The organism is Caballeronia sp. LZ024, from assembly GCF_031451455.1.
GTDB classification, from domain to species: Bacteria; Pseudomonadota; Gammaproteobacteria; order Burkholderiales; family Burkholderiaceae; genus Caballeronia; species Caballeronia telluris.
In genome coordinates, this window is record NZ_JARUXL010000001.1 from 3020305 (window position 1) to 3042303 (window position 21999).

Annotated in this window: 19 protein-coding genes and 1 riboswitch; of the genes, 1 reads left to right on the forward strand and 18 read right to left on the reverse strand. The window is 64.3% G+C overall.

Features of this window, described 5'->3' with window-relative positions:
* Window positions 1-37: 37 nt before the first annotated feature.
* The 15 genes from hisG to QCE48_RS13630 all read right to left on the reverse strand — a co-directional run bounded on the left by hisG (window position 38) and on the right by QCE48_RS13630 (window position 11938).
* The gene (gene hisG, locus QCE48_RS13560; protein ID WP_309787210.1) at window positions 38-730 is read right to left on the reverse strand and encodes an ATP phosphoribosyltransferase; all 693 of its coding nucleotides are present in this window, start codon (window positions 728-730) and stop codon (window positions 38-40) included.
* Window positions 727-1998 carry a UDP-N-acetylglucosamine 1-carboxyvinyltransferase gene (murA, locus tag QCE48_RS13565; RefSeq protein ID WP_309787208.1) on the reverse strand — a complete coding sequence of 424 codons (1272 nt, stop codon included), beginning with the start codon at window positions 1996-1998 and terminating at the stop codon, window positions 727-729. Before murA ends, hisG begins: the two co-directional genes overlap by 4 nt.
* 103 nt (window positions 1999-2101) lie before the next feature.
* Window positions 2102-2341 (reverse strand): BolA family protein, encoded by a 240-nt coding sequence (locus QCE48_RS13570; protein ID WP_062638200.1) that lies wholly within the window; start codon window positions 2339-2341, stop codon window positions 2102-2104.
* 18 nt (window positions 2342-2359) lie between these two features.
* On the reverse strand, window positions 2360-3115 hold the full coding sequence (locus tag QCE48_RS13575; protein ID WP_087632525.1) for an ABC transporter permease: 756 nt from the start codon (window positions 3113-3115) through the stop codon (window positions 2360-2362).
* A complete protein-coding gene (locus QCE48_RS13580) occupies window positions 3112-4038 on the reverse strand; it encodes an ABC transporter ATP-binding protein (RefSeq protein WP_309787205.1) in 927 nt (308 codons plus the stop codon). The genes QCE48_RS13575 and QCE48_RS13580 overlap by 4 nt, the downstream gene beginning before the upstream one ends.
* Before the next feature lie 214 nt (window positions 4039-4252).
* Window positions 4253-4570, reverse strand: coding sequence for an STAS domain-containing protein (locus tag QCE48_RS13585; RefSeq protein WP_309787204.1), 318 nt, complete (start codon window positions 4568-4570; stop codon window positions 4253-4255).
* 5 nt (window positions 4571-4575) lie between these two features.
* Entirely contained in the window at window positions 4576-5205 is a 630-nt protein-coding gene (locus QCE48_RS13590; RefSeq protein WP_309787203.1) for an ABC transporter substrate-binding protein, read from the reverse strand.
* A gap of 123 nt (window positions 5206-5328) precedes the next feature.
* The gene (locus tag QCE48_RS13595; RefSeq protein WP_309787202.1) at window positions 5329-6297 is read right to left on the reverse strand and encodes a VacJ family lipoprotein; all 969 of its coding nucleotides are present in this window, start codon (window positions 6295-6297) and stop codon (window positions 5329-5331) included.
* 10 nt (window positions 6298-6307) lie between these two features.
* The gene (gene mlaD / locus QCE48_RS13600) at window positions 6308-6877 is read right to left on the reverse strand and encodes an outer membrane lipid asymmetry maintenance protein MlaD (RefSeq protein ID WP_309787200.1); all 570 of its coding nucleotides are present in this window, start codon (window positions 6875-6877) and stop codon (window positions 6308-6310) included.
* 92 nt (window positions 6878-6969) lie between these two features.
* A complete protein-coding gene (mlaE, locus tag QCE48_RS13605; RefSeq protein WP_309787199.1) occupies window positions 6970-7737 on the reverse strand; it encodes a lipid asymmetry maintenance ABC transporter permease subunit MlaE in 768 nt (255 codons plus the stop codon).
* Window positions 7734-8549, reverse strand: a complete 816-nt coding sequence (locus tag QCE48_RS13610; RefSeq protein WP_309787197.1) for an ABC transporter ATP-binding protein — start codon at window positions 8547-8549, stop codon at window positions 7734-7736. The genes mlaE and QCE48_RS13610 overlap by 4 nt, the downstream gene beginning before the upstream one ends.
* 104 nt (window positions 8550-8653) lie before the next feature.
* The gene (thiE, locus tag QCE48_RS13615; protein WP_309787196.1) at window positions 8654-9733 is read right to left on the reverse strand and encodes a thiamine phosphate synthase; all 1080 of its coding nucleotides are present in this window, start codon (window positions 9731-9733) and stop codon (window positions 8654-8656) included.
* Window positions 9730-10548: a thiazole synthase gene (locus QCE48_RS13620; RefSeq protein WP_309787195.1), complete on the reverse strand. Its 819-nt coding sequence runs from the start codon at window positions 10546-10548 to the stop codon at window positions 9730-9732. Before QCE48_RS13620 ends, thiE begins: the two co-directional genes overlap by 4 nt.
* A gap of 19 nt (window positions 10549-10567) precedes the next feature.
* Window positions 10568-10765 carry a sulfur carrier protein ThiS gene (gene thiS / locus QCE48_RS13625; protein WP_087632534.1) on the reverse strand — a complete coding sequence of 66 codons (198 nt, stop codon included), beginning with the start codon at window positions 10763-10765 and terminating at the stop codon, window positions 10568-10570.
* 15 nt (window positions 10766-10780) lie between these two features.
* Window positions 10781-11938: an FAD-dependent oxidoreductase gene (locus QCE48_RS13630; RefSeq protein WP_309787194.1), complete on the reverse strand. Its 1158-nt coding sequence runs from the start codon at window positions 11936-11938 to the stop codon at window positions 10781-10783.
* Window positions 11939-12120: 182 nt separating this feature from the next.
* Window positions 12121-12241: riboswitch (TPP riboswitch) on the reverse strand.
* A gap of 308 nt (window positions 12242-12549) precedes the next feature.
* Here QCE48_RS13630 and QCE48_RS13635 point away from each other — a divergent pair.
* Complete coding sequence (locus QCE48_RS13635; protein ID WP_309787193.1) at window positions 12550-14292, forward strand: ABC transporter ATP-binding protein/permease; 1743 nt, start codon at window positions 12550-12552, stop codon at window positions 14290-14292.
* An 81-nt stretch (window positions 14293-14373) separates the two neighbouring features.
* Here QCE48_RS13635 and QCE48_RS13640 read toward each other — a convergent pair whose 3' ends face one another.
* From QCE48_RS13640 to QCE48_RS13650, 3 genes are all read right to left on the reverse strand, one after another.
* Window positions 14374-15840 carry a glutamate synthase subunit beta gene (locus QCE48_RS13640; RefSeq protein ID WP_309787192.1) on the reverse strand — a complete coding sequence of 489 codons (1467 nt, stop codon included), beginning with the start codon at window positions 15838-15840 and terminating at the stop codon, window positions 14374-14376.
* Window positions 15841-15930: 90 nt separating this feature from the next.
* Complete coding sequence (locus tag QCE48_RS13645) at window positions 15931-20634, reverse strand: glutamate synthase-related protein (protein ID WP_309787191.1); 4704 nt, start codon at window positions 20632-20634, stop codon at window positions 15931-15933.
* 322 nt (window positions 20635-20956) lie between these two features.
* Entirely contained in the window at window positions 20957-21664 is a 708-nt protein-coding gene (locus tag QCE48_RS13650; protein ID WP_309787188.1) for a transposase, read from the reverse strand.
* Between the last annotated feature and the right edge of the window lie 335 nt (window positions 21665-21999).

Here is a 21999-nt window from a genome sequence, read left to right on the forward strand (position 1 = left end):
TGGCGTGCAGCGCGACAGTCTCACGCCCGGTTCCCGCTCAGTGTCCTTCTGGCACCGACGCGCGTTCGAACGCATCGAGGAACGGCCTCAGCGCTTCGCGTTTCAGCTTGAGCGCCGCCTGGTTCACGACGAGGCGCGACGAAATCTGCATGATCTCCTCCACCTCGACGAGATTGTTCGCCCGAAGCGTTCCGCCCGAACTGACCAGGTCGACGATCGCATCGGCCAGGCCGACGAGCGGCGCCAGTTCCATCGAGCCGTACAGCTTGATCAGGTCGACGTGCACGCCCTTCGACGCGAAATGCTCGCGCGCCACTTCCACGTATTTCGTCGCGACTCTGAGGCGCGCGCCCTGACGCACCGCGCTCGCGTAGTCGAAACCGGCCTTGACCGCCACCGACATCCGGCAGCGCGCGATATTCAGATCGACCGGCTGATACAGCCCGCCGCCGCCATGCTCGATCAGCACATCCTTGCCCGCGACGCCAAAATCCGCGGCGCCGTATTCGACGTAAGTCGGCACGTCGGTTGCGCGCACGATGATCACGCGCAGGTTCGGATTCGTGGTCGGCAGGATCAGTTTGCGCGATGTTTCCGGGTCCTCGGCCACCTCGACGCCGGCGGCGGCGAGCAGCGGCAGCGTCTCTTCGAAGATACGCCCTTTCGACAACGCGAGCGTCAGCGGCGCGCTCGCGCCGACCGACGCCGATGTCTGCGGCACCGAACTCATTGTTCGCTCCCGGTTCCCTTGATGCGGCTCACCTTCGCGCCGACCGCCGTCAGCTTCGCTTCCATGCGGTCGTAGCCGCGGTCGAGGTGATAGATGCGGTCGATCAGCGTGTCGCCGTCCGCGCACATCGCCGCGATCACGAGGCTCGCCGACGCGCGCAAATCCGTCGCCATCACCTTCGCGCCCGAGAGCTTCTCGACGCCTGACACGAGCGCCGTATTGCCGTCGATCGTGATGTGCGCGCCGAGCCGGTTCAGTTCCTGCACGTGCATGAAGCGGTTCTCGAAGATCGTCTCGACGACCTGCGACGTGCCCTTCGCCATCGAATTGAGCGCCATGAACTGCGCCTGCATGTCGGTCGGGAACGCCGGATATTCCGACGTGCGGAAGCTCACCGCTTCGGGGCGCTTCGCCATCTTCACGCGCATCGAGTCGCCGCTTTCCTCGATCGACACGCCCGCTTCGCGCAGCTTCGAGCTCACCGCGTCCAGAAGCGACGGATTCACGTGACGCAGCGTGACGTCGCCGCCGGCGGCCGCGACCGCGCACAGGAACGTGCCCGCTTCGATACGGTCCGGCACGACCGAATGCCGCGCGCCATGCAGTTTGTCGACGCCATGAATGACGAGGCGGTCCGAACCGATGCCGTCGATCTTCGCGCCCATCTTCACGAGCAGATGCGCGAGATCGCTGACTTCCGGCTCGCGCGCCGCGTTTTCGATGACCGTTTCGCCTTCGGCGAGGACGGCCGCCATCAGCAGGTTTTCCGTGCCGGTGACGGTAATCATGTCGGTGATGATGCGCGCGCCCTTCAGACGCTTCGCGCGCGCTTCGATGAAACCGTGTTCGATGTTGATCTCGGCGCCCATCGCCTGCAGGCCCTTGATGTGCTGGTCGACCGGACGCGCGCCGATCGCGCAGCCGCCCGGCAGCGACACCTTCGCCTCGCCGAAGCGCGCGACGAGCGGCCCGAGCACGAGGATCGAGGCGCGCATCGTCTTCACCATCTCATACGGCGCGACGAGGTTGTCGACTTTCGACGCGTTCAGCGTCACGCGTCCGTCGCCGCTCGCTTCCGAATTCACGCCCATCTGGCGCAGCAGCTTGAGCATGGTGCGCACGTCCTGCAGATTCGGAACGTTTTCCAGATGGACGTCGTCGGCGGTGAGCAGGCTTGCGCAGAGAATCGGCAGCGCCGCGTTCTTCGCACCCGATACGACGATTTCGCCCGAGAGCTTCGTGCCCCCAGTGATGACCAGTTTGTCCATGCTTGAAGTGTCCTTCTACCGTGCTTGCTGCTGCGGCGCCGGCATCGGCGTCGCAATTGACTTGATTACGCGCGCCAGACCGTTCCGGCGACGCGGTTTTGGCTTACGCCGATTTCCATTCCGCGGGTGTGAGCGTTTTCATGCTGAGCGCGTGAATTTCCGCGCGCATGCGGTCGCCGAGCGCCGCATAAACCAGCTGATGACGCGCGATCAGCCGCTTGCCTTCGAACGCGTCGCTCACGATGGTCGCGAAGAAATGCTGGCCGTCGCCTTCGACTTCCAGATGCTGGCAGGCCAGGCCGCCAGCGATGTAATCCTTCACTTGTTCCGGGGTCGGCAACATGGAAGTCTCCTCAAAAATTCAGTGACGCAGCTTGTAGCCGCTTGCCAGCAGGCGCACGCAGATCACCGCCAGCACCGCGAAAAACGCGGCGACGATCCCGAGGCTCGCGAGCGGACTCACGTCGGACATGCCGAAAAAGCCGTAACGGAAGCCGTCGATCATGTAAAAAAACGGATTCAGCCGAGACACCTCGCGCCAGACGGGCGGCAGCGTATGCGTCGAGTAGAACACGCCCGACAGGAACGTGAGCGGCATGATCAGGAAATTCTGAAATGCGGCGAGCTGATCGAACTTGTCGGCCCAGATGCCGGCGATCAGCCCGAGCGTGCCGAGAATCGCCGATCCGAGTACCGCGAACGCAATGATGTAGATCGGCGCGGAAAATGACATCGGAATGAACCACACCGTGACGATAAATACGCCGAATCCTACGGTCAGCCCGCGCACCACCGACGCCAGCACGTAGGCGAAATACATTTCCCAATGCGCGATCGGCGGCAGCAGGACGAACACGAGATTGCCCGTGATCTTCGACTGGATCAGCGACGACGAACTGTTCGCGAACGAATTCTGCAGCACGCTCATCATCACGAGACCGGGCACGAGAAAGCTCGTGTACGCGACGCCCGGATACACCTGCACGTGGCTCGACAGCGCGTGGCCGAAGATCATCAGATAAAGGAGCGCGGTGATCACCGGCGCGAGCACCGTCTGGAAAGCGACTTTCCAGAAACGCAGGATTTCCTTGTAAAACAGTGTCCTGAAACCGCTCATGAAAGCCCCTCGACGACTTCGGGTTCGTTCATGACCTGCACGAACACATCTTCCAGATCGGCCTTGCGCACCTCGATTTCATCGAACGTGCAACCGGCCGCGCGGCATTTCGCGAGAATCGGCTCGACTTCGTCATAACTCGTGAGCCGCAGCAGGTGTTGCGCGCCGGACACCGCGTGCGGATCGACTTCCAGCGGACGCAGGTCGGCCGGCAGCACGCCCTGCTTGAAACGCAGAAACAACTGCATGCCCGCGAAACGCTGCAACAGCGTGCTCGTGCGCTCGAGCGCGACGACTTCCCCGCGCCGCAGCATCGCGAGCCGGTCGCACAGCGACTCGGCTTCTTCCAGATAGTGCGTGGTGAGGACGATCGTGTGACCCTCGCGATTCAGGCGCGAGATGAACTTCCAGAGCGTCTGGCGCAATTCGACGTCGACGCCCGCGGTCGGCTCGTCGAGCACGATCACGGGCGGACGGTGCACCAGCGCCTGCGCGACCAGCACGCGCCGCTTCATCCCGCCCGACAGCGCGCGCGTGTTGACGTCGGCCTTCTCGGTGAGATCCAGATGCGCCATGACTTCGTCGATCCAGTCGTCGTTGTTGCGCAAGCCGAAGTAGCCCGACTGGATGCGCAGCGACTCGCGCACGGTGAAGAACGGATCGAAGACGAGTTCCTGCGGCACGATGCCGAGCGCGCGGCGCGCGGCGCGGAAATCGCTGACGACGTCGTGCCCGCGAACCGAGATCGTGCCGCTGTCGGCGCGTGCGAGGCCCGCGAGAATGCTGATGAGGGTGGTTTTGCCCGCTCCGTTGGGACCGAGCAGGCCGAAGAATTCGCCTTCTTCCACCGAGAAACTCACGCCTTTGAGCGCTTGCAGCTCTTTGTAGCGCTTTCTGACGTTTCGGATTTCTATGGCTGGCATGACAGTGCGCGCGCCGGACAGGGCGGCGCCTCGAATTGTGCGGTACGGGAACGTGGCCGGCATCGTTTCAGGCCGAAAAAGGGCCGGGTGACGTGCCGAAAAAACGTTTGATTATAGGGCAAACCGGCTTTGCCCGACCCGAGCGAGGTCCTGCCGGACGCGGCGCGGGCGAGGGACGATCTCGCGCCGCGCCGCTAGCTGCGTCAGTGCAGGATCAATGTCGGAAGGTGAGGAGCGTATCGACGCCATAGGCCTGCGCGAGACTGGCAAGCCCGGTGGGAAGACTTACGACGGCGAGCGCGCCGCCACGCGACGACGCCGCACGCTGCCATGCGAGCAGCACGGCGAGCGCGGACGAATCGAACTGGCGCAGCGGCGCGCAATCGACTTCGGTCGCGCCGGCCGCGATCCGCGACAAACCCGCTTCGAGCGCCGCCTTCGCGCTTTCGTGCGTCAGCGACGCGGCGGTCTGGAAGCGGCCAGCGGACGGGCTGGCCGAAACGCCGGCGGCAGACAGGCCAGCGGAATTCACGCTGCTCACGATGCCTTGCCGCTCGCGAGTTGCTGGTTGCGCTGCGTGAGGAACTGCAACAGCCCGTCGACGCCATGCTGCGAGATCTGCTCGTTGAACTGCTGCTGGTAAGCCTGGATCAGCCACGCGCCGAGCACGTTGATGTCGTAGACCTTCCAGCCCTGCGGCGTCTTGTAGAGACGATAGTCGAGCTCGATCGGCGAGCCGTTGTTGATGACGACCGAGCGCACGACGACGTCCGTATCTTCCGGCGATGCGCGGAACGGCTTGTACTGGACCTGCTGGTCACGCACCTGCGCGAGCGCGCCCGAATATGTACGGATCAGGAGCATTTTGAACTGCTCGACGATCTCCTTTTGCTGCTGCGGCGTAGCGGTGTTCCAGTTGCGGCCCATCACAAGACGCGTGGTGCGCGTGAAGTCCGTGTACGGCAGGATCTTTTCGTTCACGAGTTCGGTGATGCGCGTGATGTTGCCCGACTGGATCTGCTTGTCGGCCTTGATCTGGTCGAGCACCTGCTGCGTGACGGTCTTCACCATCACGTCCGGATTGCTCGTATCGACCGCCTGCGCGGATGCGCCATTGCAAAACGCCATGAAGATCGCGAAAAGGGGAAGCAACAATAATTTTTTCATCTCAGACCCTGCGTGAAAGTGGCTTGGGTTTGAACGTGGCACCGTTTCCGAGTTCACCCGCCACGTCATCCAAACCGTCGTGATACCTGTCAAAAATGTTACCGCTCGTTAGATGCCGGCGAATCAACGTAAGCGAATCGAAGGAAACGACGGCACGCGCGGCGGCACGTACTGGTTGCCCGGAATTGTGTTCGTGGCACTCGCCGGCTTCGGCGCTTCCGCCGTGCCGGACGCGGCTTCGGGGGCCGAAGCCTCGGTTGCCGGCGCAGCGCTCGCCGAGGCCGGAGCCAGCGGCGTTGCCGTCGCCGATGCCGCCGTTGCCGCAGCGGCCGCCGGCGTATCCGCGGTGCCGGCGCCGGTCTCGTCATAGTTCGGCGGCGGTGTATCGCCGTAGTCCGGCGCCATATCCTCGCCGCCCGAAATCAGATACGCGCGACGCTGCAAGTATGCATTGCGGACGAACGAATATTTGTCGAGCGCGGCATCGGCGAGCACATCGCTCGCGCCGAGCAGGTTCGCGCGCACGTCGATGAGATTCACGCCGTACAGCGCCCAGCTCACCGAATCCGGCTTCACGTAGGTAAGCGGATTGCCGAAATAATCGACGACCGTGCCGCCCGTGTCGCGCACCGTGCTCGGCCCGAGCAGCGGCAGCACGAGGTACGGTCCCGGCGGCACGCCGTAGTGGCCGAGCGTGAGGCCGAAGTCGGCCTGGTGCTTCGGCAGCTTCGCGATGGTCGCGACGTCGAACAGGCCGCCGACGCCGAAAACCGTGTTCATCGCGACGCGCACGATGTCCGACACGCCATCGGCGATCTTCAGTTGCAGCAGGTTGTTCGCCGCAATGTAGACGTCGCCGATATTGGAGAAGAAGTTCGTGACGCTGTTACGCACCGGCTCCGGGATCGCCCAGACGTATGCCTTCGCCACTGGCTTCAGTGCCACCTGGTCGATCGTGTCGTTGATCGTGAACATCGTCCGGTTGTAGCTTTCGAGCGGATCGCCCTTCGTCGGCGTCGTCACGGTCGCGCAGCCGGCGACCAGCGCCGCCGCCATCACGATTCCCGCGCTTTTCAAGCGCATCGCCTGCATGCCCTTCTCCTTATTGACCGGCCGCGCCCGAGGCGCCTGCCGAACCCATCGCGCTCGCCGCGCCCGGAAAAGCGGGCGCGGGCGCAGTCGGCGCAGCGGGAGCGCCGCCAGGTTTCGATGCGCCGGAATCCGCCGCCTTGTTGTACAGGAACTGGCCGATCAGGTTTTCGAGCACCACGGCCGATTGCGTCATGGAAATCGTGTCGCCGTTCTTGAGCATCTGATCGTCGCCGCCCGGTTCGAGGCCGATGTACTGCTCGCCGAGCAGGCCCGAAGTCAGGATCTTCGCCGACGAATCTTTCGGAAAGTCGAATTGCTTGTCGATGTCGATGGTGACGACGGCCTGGTACGTGTTCCGGTCGAACCCGATCGCACCGACCCGGCCGACCGTCACGCCCGCGCTCTTCACCGGCGCGCGCGCCTTCAGGCCGCCGATGTTGTCGAATTTCAGCTTCACCGCGTAGGTCGGCTGAAAGGAAAGCGAGCTCATGTTGCCGGCTTTGAGCGCAAGGAACAGCAGCGCCACGAAACCCAGCACCACGAACAGGCCGACCCAGAAGTCGAGAGCAGTCTTTTTCATCGTCTATCCAAAGAGAATCTTGTCGTAGAACGGGGCGAAGGACTGTGCCCTTCGCCGCGCCCGCGACGCGCGGACGCCGTTCAACATGCGACCTAGCTGAACATCAGCGCAGTCAGCAGGAAATCGAGGCCGAGCACGGCAAGCGATGCGTACACGACGGTCTTGGTCGTCGCGCGCGATACGCCTTCCGGCGTCGGCTTCGCTTCATAGCCCTGAAACAACGCGATGAACGTCACCGCGAAACCGAACACGACGCTCTTGATCACGCCGTTGCCAACGTCGCGCCAGACGTCCACGCCGCCTTGCATCTGCGACCAGAACGCGCCGGCATCGACGCCGATCATCAGCACGCCGACCACGTATCCGCCGATCACGCCGACCGCGGAAAAGATCGCGGCGAGAATCGGCATCGAGATGATCCCGGCCCACATGCGCGGCGCGACGACGACCTTGAGCGGATCGACCGCCATCATTTCCATTGCCGTGAGCTGCTCGCCGGCTTTCATCAGGCCGATTTCGGCGGTAAGCGACGTGCCCGCGCGCCCCGCGAACAGGAGCGCAGTCACGACCGGGCCGAGCTCGCGCACCAGCGACAGCGCGACGAGCAGCCCGAGCGCCTGCTCGGAACCATAGCGATTGAGCGTGTAATAACCCTGCAAGCCGAGCACGAAGCCGACGAACAACCCCGACACCGCGATGATCACCAGCGAATAATTGCCGACGAAATGAATCTGTTTCGTGACAAGACGCGGACGGCGCAGCAGCGGGAAGAATTCAAGCACGAGGCGCGCGAACATGCGCGTCGCGTAACCGGCGGTGCCGAAGCCGTCGAGCACCCAGCGTCCGAGCGCGCTGATCATGCCTTGCCTCCGATACCGAAGTCCGCCGCGAGCGGCGAGGCGGCGTAATGGAACTTGAACGGGCCGTCGGGCGCGCCGTCGATGAACTGGCGCACCGACGGGTCCGTCGACGCGCGCAATTGGGCCGGCGTGCCCTCGGCGAGAATGCCGCCGTTCGCGATGAAATACACGTAATCGGCGATCGCAAACGATTCGGGCACGTCGTGCGTGACGAGGATCGACGTTGCGCCGAGCGCGCTGTTCAGCGTGCGGATCAGGTTCGCGGTGATGCCAAGCGAAATCGGATCGAGCCCGGCGAACGGCTCGTCGTACATCATGAGTTCGGGATCGAGCGCGATGGCGCGGGCGAGCGCCACGCGGCGCGCCATGCCGCCCGAAATCTCCGACGGCGCCAGATCGCGCGCGCCGCGCAGGCCGACCGCGTTGAGCTTCATCAGCACGAGATCGCGCAAGAGTTCTTCTGGCAGGTCCGTGTGCTCGCGCAGCGGGAAAGCGACGTTTTCGAAGACGGTCTGATCCGTAAACAGCGCGCCGAACTGGAACAGCATGCCCATCTTGCGGCGCAGCGCGTAGAGGCCGTCGCGCGTCAGAGCGCCGATGTCGGTGCCGCCGAACAGCACCTGGCCGCGGTTCGCCTTCACGAGACCGCCGATCAGACGCAGGATGGTCGTCTTGCCGCAGCCGGAGCCGCCCATGACCGCGACCACCTGACCACGCGTGAAACGCATGTTCAGGTTCGACAAAACGAGCCGGTCGCCGTAACCGAAGTCGACGTCGCGAAGCTCTAGCAGGGTCTCGGGGGAAGCAGACACGGGGGCAGGCAATCCTTTACGCAAAGAGGCCGAATTATAGGGCCTGTGCGTAAACGATGCCTTGGCCTACCTTTCGACTAGCGAATTTTTCCGAATTTTCAACATTATCTCGCGAACTCATGTTGCAACGCAGAAACCGCCGCCGCGACGTCCTGCGCCTCGGTCACCGCGCGCACGACTGCCGCGCTGCCCACGCCGGTCGCCAGCACGTCGCGAAGCACGTCGCCGTGGACGCCGCCGATCGCGACGAGCGGTACGCGGCCGTCGAGCAGGCGCACGTAGCGTGCCAGCCGCGCGAGGCCTTGCGGCGCGGTCGGCATGACCTTGGTCGTCGTCGGGAAGACGGCGCCAAGCGCCAGATAGCTCGGCCGGAAATGCAGCGCGCGCAGCATTTCGTAATAGCCGTGCGTCGAAAGGCCGAGCCGCACGCCGGCGTTCGCGATCGCGTCGAGATCGGCGGTCTGGACGTCTTCCTGGCCCAGATGGACGCCATACGCGCCTGCCGCGATCGCCTCGCGCCAGTGATCGTTGATGAACAACTGCGCCTGGTGCTTGCGCCCGGCATTCACCGAACTTTCGATTTCGCGTTTCAGATCGTCGGCGTCGGTGGATTTGCGGCGCAGTTGCGCCGTCAGCACGCCGAGATCGAGCACGCGTTCCACCCATTGCGCGCTCGGCAACACCGGATACAGGCCGAGCCGCGGCGGGCATTCGGGAAACGGCGTCGCAGGCGCGGCGCCCAGGTCGCCGACACGCGGAAACGTAGCGAAATCGATGGGCCATGCATCGGCTTTGCTCTCGTCGCCCGCGCGCCACGCGAGCGCGAGCACGAGCGCGTCGTGCGGCTCGAAGTCGCAGTCGAGGAACGCGGCGAGCGCCGCGAGCCAGTCGTCGGAACGCTCGCCTTCGAGCACGAAGCGCTCGTCGCCGCGCCGCAGAACCGCACGTTCGCCGTGCGCTTCGAGCACGGCGGCGCCATCGGCGAGCAGGCGATCGACGTCCGCGTCATGCTGCTCGGTGAAGACGATCAGATCGTTCGCGCCGTGCGCGTCGGGCGTCGTCAGGCAGATGCGCCAAGGCTTCGACGCCGCCGGCCACGCGCCGAGACGCGAGCGGATGCGCTCGGCGACTTCCGTCAGTTCGTCCGCCGGCGGCCAGAAGATCTCGCGATTCAGCAGGCTCATGCGGCGCTCCCGTCCTGATGCCAGAACGGCATGCCGACGACCGGCGTGCTCGCCTCGGCGCTGTCGCGCTCGGCCATCGGGCCGGCGAGATAGGCGGTGCGTCCCGCCTCGACGCCGAGCGCGAACGCGCGCGCCATCTGCGGCGGAAAGGTCGCCTGCGAGACGGCCGTGTTGAGCAGCACGCCGTCGAAGCCCCATTCCATCACCTGACACGCATGCGACGGCACGCCGAGCCCCGCATCGACGATCAGCGGCACGTCCGGCAGGCGCTCGCGCAACGTGCGCAGGCCGTAAGGATTCGTCACGCCTTTGCCGGTGCCGATCGGCGCGCCCCAAGGCATCAGCGCCTCGCAGCCGGCGTCGAGCAGCCGCCGCCCGATCACGAGATCCTCGGTGCAGTACGGCAGCACCTTGAAACCGTCGCGGACCAGCTTGCCCGCCGCTTCCACGAGGCCGATCGGATCGGGCTGCAACGTGTAGTCGTCGCCGATCAGTTCGAGCTTGATCCACGGCGTCTCGAAGACTTCGCGCGCCATGTGCGCGGTGGTCAGCACTTCGTCGACGCTCTGGCAGCCCGCCGTGTTCGGCAGCAACGCGACGCCGTGGCGCTTCAGCACGTCGAAGAAGCCCGCCTCGCCGGTCGCCGACTGGCGGCGCAGCGCGACCGTGACCATGCCGGGCTTCGCGGCATCGATGGAATCCGAGAGCGACTGCAGCGACGGATAGCGCGACGTGCCGAGCAGCACGCGGCTCGGGAACGTCTCGCCGTAGAGCACGAGCGCATCGGCGGTCGTGATTTTGGTGGTGGTGGTCATGGTTGCGATCCTGTGTGAGTCAGCCGCCCGCGACGGGCGCGACGACATCGAGCTTGTCGCCCGTGGCGAGCGCCTTCGACGCGTGTTCTGCGCGCGCAACGAACTGGCCGTTCAGCGCGACGGCGAACGGCGGCTTCGCGCCGAACGCGGCGAGCGCGTCGGTGACGGTGGCCGAATCGGGAAGGTCGAACGGCCGCTGATTAATGTGGATGTTCATGGCGATATCGATGGTTTACAGTGCGGGCACCGCGTGCTCGCTGTGGAGCAGGTCGGCCCAGCGCGCCTGGCGGCGGAAGCCGTCGAAGGAATCGGGGGCGCTCACGTCCTGCGCGAGTAGCGCTTCGGCGAGCTGCGCGGCGGTATCGGCGACTTCCGGCGCGATCATGAAACCGTGCCGGTACAGGCCGTTCACCCGCAAGGTCCGCGCCCCGTCCCAGACGATCGCCGGCCGATGATCCGGCAGCGTCGGGCGGCAATGGGCGTTGAGTTCGAGGATGCGCGCCTCGCCGAAACCCGGATGCACCGCGAACGCGGCGCTCAATAGTTCAAGCGCGGAGCGCACGGTGACGGGCGACATGTCCTCGCCCTCCACTTCCGTCGCGCCGATCACATAGAGATCGTGCTCCTTCGGCGCGATGTAGAGCGGATAGCGCGGATGCAGCAGGCGCACCGGCCGCGTCAGGCCGATACCCGGCGCATGCACGCGCGCGACCTCGCCGCGGATGCCGCGCAACGCGGGCCACGCGGGCTTGCCGCCGAGACCGCGACAGTCGATCACGATGCGCGCGTCGGGCATCGTGTCGAGCGTCGTGTTCCAGTGCGTATCGACGCCGCGCGCTGCGAGTCCCGCGGCCAGCGCGGACAGGACCTGACGGTTGTCGAGTTGCCCTTCGTGCGGCAGCAGCCAGCCTTGCGCGAAGCGGCTCCCAAGCGACGGCTCCGCCGCCGCGACCTGAGCGCCGGACAGCTTCACGAAGCCGTCGTCGAAGAGCGCAGCGGGTGCGTTCGCGCGCAGGCGGCGCTCGAAGAGCGGCGCTTCGGCGCGATCGCCGGCATGCCAGACGACGAGCGTGCCGTTGCGCTGGAAAAAGACCGGCTCCGGCAGTTGTGCGATGAGCCCCGGCCAGCGTTCGAGCGACGCCACGCCGAGTTCCGTGATCAGCAATTCGGCGCTCGCCGCTTCGGCGAGCGGCGCGAGCATCGCCGCCGCGACCCACGCCGCCGACTGCGCGCCGGCCGCGTCGCCGCGTTCATAGAGCGCGACCCGATGCCCGGCGCCCGCCAGTTGCCACGCGACGAGCCGTCCGCACAGCCCGCCGCCGACGACGGCAAAGTCCGGCCGATGCGCGGCCCGTGGCGCGCCAGCACTCCGGTCGACAAAAGTATTCACGATGCGATGCCTCCTCAGCGACGAGCTGCGGCACGCGAGGAAGTGACGGGGAAATCGGTCCCGAGCCCTCTGTCGAGTGCGGCAGACGCACAATCAAAGGACGAAATCAGCGGCGAGACCGGCGGGGCGGCGCAATGCCGGCCCCAGAGCGGATGGAATGCTGGAAGAGACTGGAAAAACGATGGCGTTTTCCGGAAACTTCCCTCGCCGGTATTACCCGGATCGGGTGCAAAGGGTTTCTCTCAGCCTCGTCGCGCGTTTCGTGTTGCCAGAAACGCGCGCAAAGCACCCCTGTTTCGTCGACGGTCATTAAAGCATGAAACGCGAAGCCGCCGCAAACCGGGGATTCCCGCGTTTTTTCACGCGATCCGGCACTCTGGCACAATGCCGCGAACACTTGTGCGCGAATGCGCGCGGGCGCGCCTCGTTCCCCCGATCGCGCGATTCCGGCGCGATTCCGGCGCGATGCCGGATTAAGCCGCAGTTAAGGGAAAGCCGAAACAATCTGCGTGGCCCGTGCTTTCGCAATCCACCGCAACGGGCCCGATTACGCGCCGCCTCGTGCGCGACGTTACAACCGGCCGTGACGCCGGCTCATCATCAGGAAGCTCATGACCAACATCACGCCCGACAACGCTCAGCAAGCGGCCGACAACGTATCGGCCTGGAGCCTGATCAAGCCCTACTGGGTTTCGGAAGAACGCGGCATCGCGTGGGGACTGCTGGCCGCGATCATCGCGATCAACATGACGGTCGTGTGGATCAATGTCCGGCTCAACCGCTGGAACGCCGACTTCTACAACGCGCTGCAAACCAAGAACGTCCACGATTTCCCGCACCTGCTGCTGATCTTCACCGGACTCGCGTTCGCGTACATCCTGCTCGCGGTGTACGGGCGGTATCTGCGGCAGATGCTCGGTTTTCGCTGGCGCCAGTGGCTCACCAACAAGTATCTGGAACAATGGCTCGGCGACCGCGCGTTCTACCGGATCGAGCGCGACCGCCTCGCCGACAACCCGGACCAGCGGATCAGCGACGACCTCCAATCGTTCGCCACCACCACGTTGAGCCTCTCGCTCGACCTGCTTTCGACGCTCGTCACGCTCGTCACCTTCATCACGATCCTGTGGACGATCGCCGGCGCGCTCACGCTGACCGCCTTCGGCACGCCGCTCGTGATTCCGGGCTACATGGTCTGGGCCGCGGCGCTGTATGCGGTGCTCGGCTCGCTCATCATCCAGAAGGTCGGCCATCCGCTGGTGTCGATCAATTATCAGCAGCAGAAGGTCGAGGCCGACTTCCGTTTCGGCCTGATCCGCGTGCGCGAGAACGCCGAGCAGATCGCGTTCTACGACGGCATCGCGACCGAAACCGCCAACGCGAAGACCATCTTCGGTCGAATCCGCGACAACTGGTGGATGATCATGAAGTACACGAAGCGCATGACCTTCGTGCTGAGCTTCTACGGGCAGATCGCGATCATCTTCCCGATCATGGTCGCCGCGCCCCGCTACTTCGCCGGCGCGTTCTCGTTCGGCGTGCTCATGCAGATTTCGTCGGCGTTCGGCACGGTCAGCGATTCGTTCTCGTGGTTCATCAACAGTTACTCGACGCTGGTCGAATGGCGCGCCACGGTGAATCGTCTGCGTGAATTCAAGCGCGTGATGCGCTCGACGCATATCCGCGAAGCGATCTCGCCCGCGACCGTGCACGGCGGCATCAACCTGCACTACACGAGCACGAACGCGCTCACGACCAACGGCCTCTCGCTCGCGCTGCCGAACGGCACGCCGCTCGCGCGCGTCGCCGATGTGTCGATCGAGCCGGGGTCGCGCTGGCTGGTTCACGGGCCGTCGGGGTCGGGCAAGAGCACGCTGATGCGCGCGCTCGCGGGCCTGTGGCCGTTCGGCGACGGCACGATCGACGCGCCCGTCGATGCGAAGATGATGTTCATCCCGCAACAGAGCTACTTGCCGATCGGCACGCTGAAGGCGGCGCTGAGTTATCCGTCGCCGGCCGGCACGTTCAGCGACGAGGAATCGCGCGACGTGCTGCGCGCGTGCAGGCTGGAGGGTTACGTCGACCGGCTGGACGAGTCGGGGCACTGGGCGAAGGTGTTGTCGCCTGGCGAGCAGCAGCGGCTCGCCGCCGCGCGCGTGCTGCTGCACAAGCCGGACTTCGTGTTCCTCGACGAAGCCACGAGCGCGCTCGACGCCGACAACGAGCTTCATGTCTACAACACGCTCGTCGAACGGCTGCCGAATGCGGCGATGCTGAGCGTCGCGCATCGCGAGTCGGTCGCGATGTTTCACGATTACAAGATCGAGATCGAGCGGGCGATGGCGGAGGCATAAGGCGCTCTGCGCTGCAATGAAAAAAGCCGGACCGCCCCAAAGGCGATCCGGCTTTTTCTTTCAGCAAGAAGCGATACAAACCTACCGCGGCAACTCGCTATGTCCCATCAGGAACGCGTCGACTGACCGCGCGCACTGGCGGCCTTCGCGAATCGCCCACACCACGAGCGACTGCCCGCGACGCATATCGCCCGCCGTGAACACCTTCTCTTCCGACGTGTAATACGACTTCTCGCCTTCGGTCGCCGCGCGCACATTCCCGCGCGCGTCCTTGTCGACGCCGAACGCATCGAGCACCGGCGACAGCGGCTGCGTGAAGCCCATCGCGAGCAGCACGAGATCGGCCTTCAGTTCGAACTCGCTGTTCGGCACTTCCTGCATCTTGCCGCCCTTCCACTCGACGCGCACCGCGATCAGCTTCTCGACCTTGCCGTTCTTGCCTTCGAAGCGCTTGGTCGCCACCGACCAATCGCGCTCGCAGCCTTCCTCGTGCGACGACGACGTGCGCAGCTTGATCGGCCAGTACGGCCACACGAGCGGCTTGTTCTCTTCCTCCGGCGGCTGCGCGAGCAGTTCGAACTGCGTGACGTCCTTCGCGCCATGCCGGTTCGACGTGCCGACGCAGTCCGAGCCCGTATCGCCGCCACCGATCACGACGACATGCTTGCCCTTCGCCGTCAGTTGCTCGACAACCTTGTCGCCCGCGTTGACCTTGTTCTGCTGCGGCAGGAATTCCATCGCGTAATGGATGCCCGCCAACTCGCGCCCCGGCACCGGCAGATCGCGCGGCGTTTCCGAGCCGCCCGTCAGCACGATCGCGTCGAACTGTTCGCGCAGTTCGTCCGGCGTGATGGTTTCCTTCGCCGTGTTGGCGATGTGCGCGGGCAGCGCGTCCTTGCCGACGAAAGCGTTCGTGCGGAAGCTCACGCCTTCGGCTTCCATCTGGCGCATCCGGCGGTCGATCAGCCATTTTTCGAGCTTGAAGTCGGGGATGCCATAACGCAGCAATCCGCCGATCCGGTCGTTCTTTTCGAACACCGTCACGTCATGCCCCGCGCGCGCGAGTTGCTGCGCAACCGCGAGCCCGGCCGGCCCCGAACCCACGACGGCCACCTTCTTGCCGGTCTTGTGCTTCGGCGGCTGCGGCTCGACCCAGCCCTGCGCCCAGGCCTTGTCGATGATCGCGTGTTCGATCGACTTGATGCCGACTGGATCGTCGTTGATGCCGAGCGTGCAGGCCGCTTCACACGGCGCCGGACAAATCCGGCCGGTGAACTCGGGGAAGTTGTTGGTCGAATGCAGCACTTCGATCGCGTTCTTCCAGTCTTGCTGGAACACGAGGTCGTTGAAGTCCGGGATGATGTTGTTCACCGGACAGCCGTTGTTGCAAAACGGAATGCCGCAGTCCATGCAGCGCGCGCCCTGGATCTTCGCGTCCTCGTCGGTGAGTGCGTGGACGAATTCCTTGTAGTGCTTGACGCGGGTCAGCGGTGCTTCGTACGCCTCGTGGCGGCGTTCGAACTCGAGAAAACCGGTTGCCTTGCCCATATGGTTCTCTTCTTTCTCTGTATTTGGTGAGGAATCTGCTCTCCGGCACCGAGCGCCGGAGAGCCTTTCTAGGGATTGGCCGAGGCCGTCTTAAGCCGCCATCGCCTGCTTGGCCTTCTTCGCGCCGAGTTCGCCGAGCGCGCGCTTGTATTCGGTCGGGAACACCTTCACGAACTGCCGGCGCGACGCATCCCAGTTCTCCAGCAGCGCCTTCGCGCGCGGCGAACCGGTGAACTGGAAGTGACGCTCGATCAGGCCCTTCAACAGCGCTTCGTCGGTCTGACCGGTGTGCCACAGCGCGCGGTCGATCGTGCGTTCCTGTTCGGCCTGTTGCAGAACCGGATCGAGCGAGACCATCGACTTGTTGCACTTGCCTGCGAACGAGCCGTCCGGGTCGTAGACGAACGCCACGCCGCCCGACATGCCCGCCGCGAAGTTGCGCCCGGTTTCCCCGAGCACGACGACCGTGCCGCCCGTCATGTATTCGCAACCGTGATCGCCCGTGCCTTCGACAACCGCCGTCGCGCCCGAGTTGCGCACGCAGAAGCGCTCGCCCGCGACGCCGCGGAAATACGATTCGCCCTCGATCGCGCCGTACATCACCGTGTTGCCGCAGATGATGTTTTCCTCGGACTTGCCGCGGAAGTCGTTGGTCGGGCGAATGATGATGCGCCCGCCCGACAGTCCCTTGCCGACGTAGTCGTTGCCGTCGCCGACGAGGTCGAGCGTCACGCCTTTCGCGAGGAACGCGCCGAAGCTCTGCCCGGCCGTGCCCTTCAACTGGATGTGGATCGTGTCGTCCGGCAGGCCGTCGTGGCCGTACTTCTTCGCGATCAGGCCAGACAGCATCGCGCCGACCGTGCGGTTCACGTTGCGCACCGGCTGGATGAACGAGACGTGCTCGCCCTTCTCGATCGCCGCCTTCGACTTCTCGATCAGCACGTGGTCGAGTGCACGATCGAGGCCGTGATCCTGCACGTCGACATGACGCGTCGGGATTTCACCGTGCTGCGGCACCTGATAGAAGACGCGCGAGAAGTCGAGTCCCTTCGCCTTCCAGTGCTCGATGCCCTTCTTCATGTCGAGCAGTTCTGCATGACCGATCAGGTCGTCGAACTTGCGGATGCCCAGTTGCGCCATGATCTCGCGCACTTCTTCCGCGATGAAGAAGAAGAAGTTCACGACGTGTTCCGGCTGGCCGGTGAACTTGGCGCGCAGCACCGGGTCTTGCGTCGCGACGCCGACCGGGCACGTGTTCAGGTGGCACTTGCGCATCATGATGCAGCCTTCGACGACGAGCGGCGCCGTCGCGAAGCCGAATTCGTCCGCGCCGAGCAGCGCGCCGATCACGACGTCGCGGCCGGTTTTCATCTGGCCGTCGGCCTGCACGCGGATACGGCCGCGCAGGCGGTTGAGCACCAGCGTCTGCTGCGTTTCGGCCAGGCCCAGTTCCCACGGCGTGCCCGCGTGCTTGAGCGACGACAGGGGCGATGCGCCCGTGCCGCCGTCGTGGCCCGCGATCACGACGTGATCGGCCTTCGCCTTCGCGACGCCCGCCGCGACCGTGCCGACGCCCACTTCCGACACGAGCTTCACCGACACGCTCGCCGACGAATTCGCGTTCTTCAGGTCGTGGATCAACTGCGCCAGGTCTTCGATCGAATAGATGTCGTGGTGCGGCGGCGGCGAGATCAGCCCGACGCCCGGCACCGAGTAACGCAGCTTGCCGATGTATTCCGACACCTTGTGGCCGGGCAGCTGGCCGCCTTCGCCCGGCTTCGCGCCCTGCGCCATCTTGATCTGGATCTGATCGGCCGACGACAGATATTCCGCCGTCACGCCGAAGCGGCCCGACGCCACCTGCTTGATCTTCGAGCGCAGCGAATCGCCGTCCTTCAGCGGGATGTCGGTGACGACTTCGTCGCCGATCACGGACTTCATCGTGTCGCCGTTCTTGATCGGAATGCCGCGCAGTTCGTTCCGATAGCGCTTCTCGTCCTCGCCGCCTTCGCCCGTGTTCGACTTGCCGCCGATGCGGTTCATCGCGACCGCGAGCGTTGCGTGCGCTTCCGTGCTGATCGAGCCGAGCGACATCGCGCCCGTCGCGAAACGCTTGACGATTTCCTTCGCCGGCTCCACTTCGTCGAGGGCGATCGCCTTGTGCGGATCGACCTTGAACTCGAAGAGACCGCGGAACGTCATGTGGCGCTTCGTCTGGTCGTTAATGAGGTGCGCGTATTCCTTGTACGTCTGGTACGAGTTGCTGCGCGCCGAATGTTGCAGCTTCGCGATCGCGTCGGGCGTCCACATGTGTTCTTCGCCGCGCACGCGATAGGCGTACTCGCCGCCCGCGTCGAGCATCGTCGCGAGGACCGGGTTGTCGCCGAACGCGTCGCGATGCAGGCGAATCGCTTCCTCCGCGACTTCAAAGATGCCGATGCCGCCGACCTTCGACGCCGTGCCCTTGAAATACTGCTCGACGAGGTCGCTCGCCAGCCCGACCGCTTCGAAAATCTGCGCGCCCGTATAGGACATGTAGGTGGAAATGCCCATCTTCGACATGACCTTGTGCAGGCCCTTGCCGACTGCCTTCGTGTAGTTGTAGATCGCCTTGTCGGCCGACAGGTCGCCCTTCAGGCCGGAGGCCATCTGCGCGAGCGTTTCGAGCGCGAGGTACGGATGCACGGCTTCCGCGCCGTAGCCCGCGAGCAGCGCGAAGTGGTGCGTCTCGCGCGCCGAGCCGGTTTCCACGACCAGACCCGTGCTCGTGCGCAGGCCGTGCTGCACGAGGTGCGTATGAATCGCCGAAGTGGCGAGCAGCGCGGGAATCGCGACGTTGTCGCGGTCCATCTTGCGGTCCGACACGATCAGCATGTTGTAGCCGGACTTCACGGCGTCGACGGCTTCCGCGCACAGCGAAGCGAGGCGCGCTTCCACGCCTTCCTTGCCCCACGCGACCGGATAGCAGATGTTCAGCTCATACGAGCTGAATTTGCCGCCCGTGTATTTGTCGATGGCGCGGATCTTCGCGATGTCCTTGAAGTCGAGCACCGGCTGCGACACTTCCAGACGCATCGTCGGGTTGATGTTGGTCGTGTCGAGCAGGTTCGGCTTCGGGCCGATGAACGACACGAGCGACATCACCATGTTCTCGCGGATCGGGTCGATCGGCGGGTTCGTCACCTGCGCGAACAACTGCTTGAAGTAGTGATAGAGCGTCTTGTTCTTGCTCGACATCACCGCGAGCGGCGAGTCGTTGCCCATCGAGCCGACGGCTTCCTCGCCCGACTGCGCCATCGGCGCCATCAGGAACTTGAGGTCTTCCTGCGTGTAGCCGAACGCCTGCTGACGATCCAGCAAGGCGGCGGCTTCGCGACGCTGCGTCTCGACTTCCTCGGCCTTCGGCTCGATTTCGTCGAGCTTGATGCGCACCGCGTCGATCCAGCTCTTGTACGGCTTGCCGTTCGCGAGGTTGTCCTTCAGCTCCTTGTCCTCGATGATGCGGCCCTGCTCCATGTCGATCAGGAACATCTTGCCCGGCTGCAGGCGCCACTTCTTCACGATCCTCGATTCGGGGATCGGCAGCACGCCCGATTCCGACGCGAGAATCACGAGATCGTCGTCGGTGACGATAAAGCGCGCCGGACGCAGACCGTTACGGTCGAGCGTCGCACCGATCTGGCGGCCGTCCGTGAACGCGATCGCGGCGGGGCCGTCCCACGGCTCCATCATCGCGGCGTGGTACTCGTAGAATGCGCGGCGGTTGTCGTCCATCAGCGTGTGCTGCTCCCACGCTTCCGGAATCATCATCATCATCGCGTGGACGAGCGGATAGCCCGCCATCACGAGCAGTTCGAGACAGTTGTCGAACGAAGCGGTGTCCGACTGGCCGGGATAGATCAGCGGCCAGAGCTTCGGCAGGTCGTCGCCGAGCACGTAGGACGCGATCGCGCCGGTGCGCGCGTTCAGCCAGTTGACGTTGCCCTTCACCGTGTTGATTTCGCCGTTGTGGGCGATCATCCGGTACGGGTGAGCCAGTTCCCACGCCGGGAACGTGTTCGTCGAGAAGCGCTGGTGCACGAGCGCGAGCGCCGAAACGACGCGATCGTCCTGCAAATCGCGGTAATACACGCCGACCTGACCGGCCAGCAGCAGCCCTTTATAGACGACCGTGCGCGCCGACATCGACGGCACGAAATATTCCTTGCCGTGCTTGAGCTTGAGCGCCTGGATGCGGTGGCTCGCGGTCTTGCGGATCACGTACAGCTTGCGCTCGAGCGCGTCCGTCACGACGATGTCCTTGCCCCGGCCGATGAAAATCTGGCGGATCAGCGGCTCACTCGCCTTGACGGTCGGCGAAATTGGCATGGTGGAATCGACGGGCACGTCGCGCCAACCGAGCACGGTCTGGCCCTCGGCCTTCACGGTGCGCTCCAGCTCCTGCTCGCACGCGAGCCGCGACGCGTGTTCCTTCGGCAGAAAAATCATGCCAACGCCGTATTCGCCCGCGGGCGGCAGCGTCACGCCCTGCTTCGCCATTTCCTCGCGATAGAAGCCGTCCGGCACCTGGATCAGAATGCCCGCGCCGTCGCCCATCAGCGGATCGGCGCCGACGGCGCCCCGGTGGTCGAGGTTTTCGAGGATCTTGAGACCCTGCTGAATGATCTCGTGGCTCTTCTTGCCCTTGATATGCGCGACGAAGCCGACGCCGCAGGCGTCGTGTTCGTTGGCGGGGTCGTACATGCCCTGCGCGGCGGGAAGCGAACCGATGACCGGCTGCTGTTGATCGTTCATGGGGACACCGTCATTTGTGAGGGGCCGTGGGGCCGTTGAACCATTTTCTTGTCGCCCGCGTCTTCGCTTCGAACCCATGCCGAAGCCGCGAAGCCGGTCATGCTCTGTGCGCCGCAACGCACCAAAAACGCCGGAATTCGAAATATACGCGACGAATCAAGAGCATGGCAAATAAAACCTGATGATCTGTCACCTATTATCGTTATGGTGCAAAGATGCCCCAATTAATTGGGGACACATAATCGAAGGCGAAAAATAAACGGTGCCTTCGAATTTCGAGACACCGTTTCATAAACCGCTTCAGCTTTGGCGGGCCGCGCCGTTATTGAGTCTGAGGGGTTTCGCGGATTTTTCGAGGCCGGCCGCGCGGCAGCGGCGACACGCGGCGGTTGGCGGCTCGCCCCGCCCATTCGCGGTACGAATCGCTGCCGAGTACCCAGCCTTTGAGTGTTGCCTGCAGCAGACGATTGGCTTCGCGCTCGTCGAGCGGTTGTTCGCACAGTTCCTTGTACGCGTGCTGACGCTCGAAGGGCGTGTTGCCGAGCGACCAGTAGAGCGGATGGTCGGTGATGAGGCTGTCGAGCGTCAGGCCGATGTGATGCCGGTAGCTCGACCACTTGTAGTCCTGGGCAGCGGCGGCGAGTTGCGCGCGCACGGGCGCCATCTCCACGACGCGGCTCGCGAGCAGGAAGTAGCGTTCGCCTTCGATCACCGTCGCGCGGTAGCGGCCTTCCCAGAGGGTGCCCCGTCGCATGTAGCGGCGGTTGAAGTGCGCGACGTAGCGACGGCCGACCGCCTGCATCGCCTTGGGCAGGCTGGATTCGTCGCGCGGCGTGACGAGCAGGTGCACCGCGCCGGGCATCAGCGCATAAGCGTGGATGGCAAGTTGATGATCGCGTGAAGCCGTTCTGAGGCAGTCGAGGAAGAGCTCGTAGTCCTGGTCGTCGATGAAAGCGGGCTGCTGGTCGAGGCCGCGCAGGATGACATGCTGCGGCTGTTCAGGAACATAGAGTCGTGCAAGCCGTGCCATGCTGAATTTCCGTAGTCGCGTTGGTGTTCACCCTTAGGGGCGCTCTGCAAGCCGCGCCGGCGTGTCGATCGATATCTTCAAACGGCGCGCCGGCAGGCCCTGAAGCCGCTCTGCTGCTAGGGAAAATGCTCTACGGCTTCGCTATGGTTACTTTGAAATGATGTGTTCATAATGAGCGTGCTTTTTCTGGAGGAGCACAAATTGAAAATAAAACAAGTCATAACAGGAGCGGCGGCGCTGGCTTGCATATCGACGGCAGCTAAACCTAAATAAGAAGGGTCAAACAAAAATACCACAAGAATATATAATCTTTAAACGCAACAAAAAATAGATAC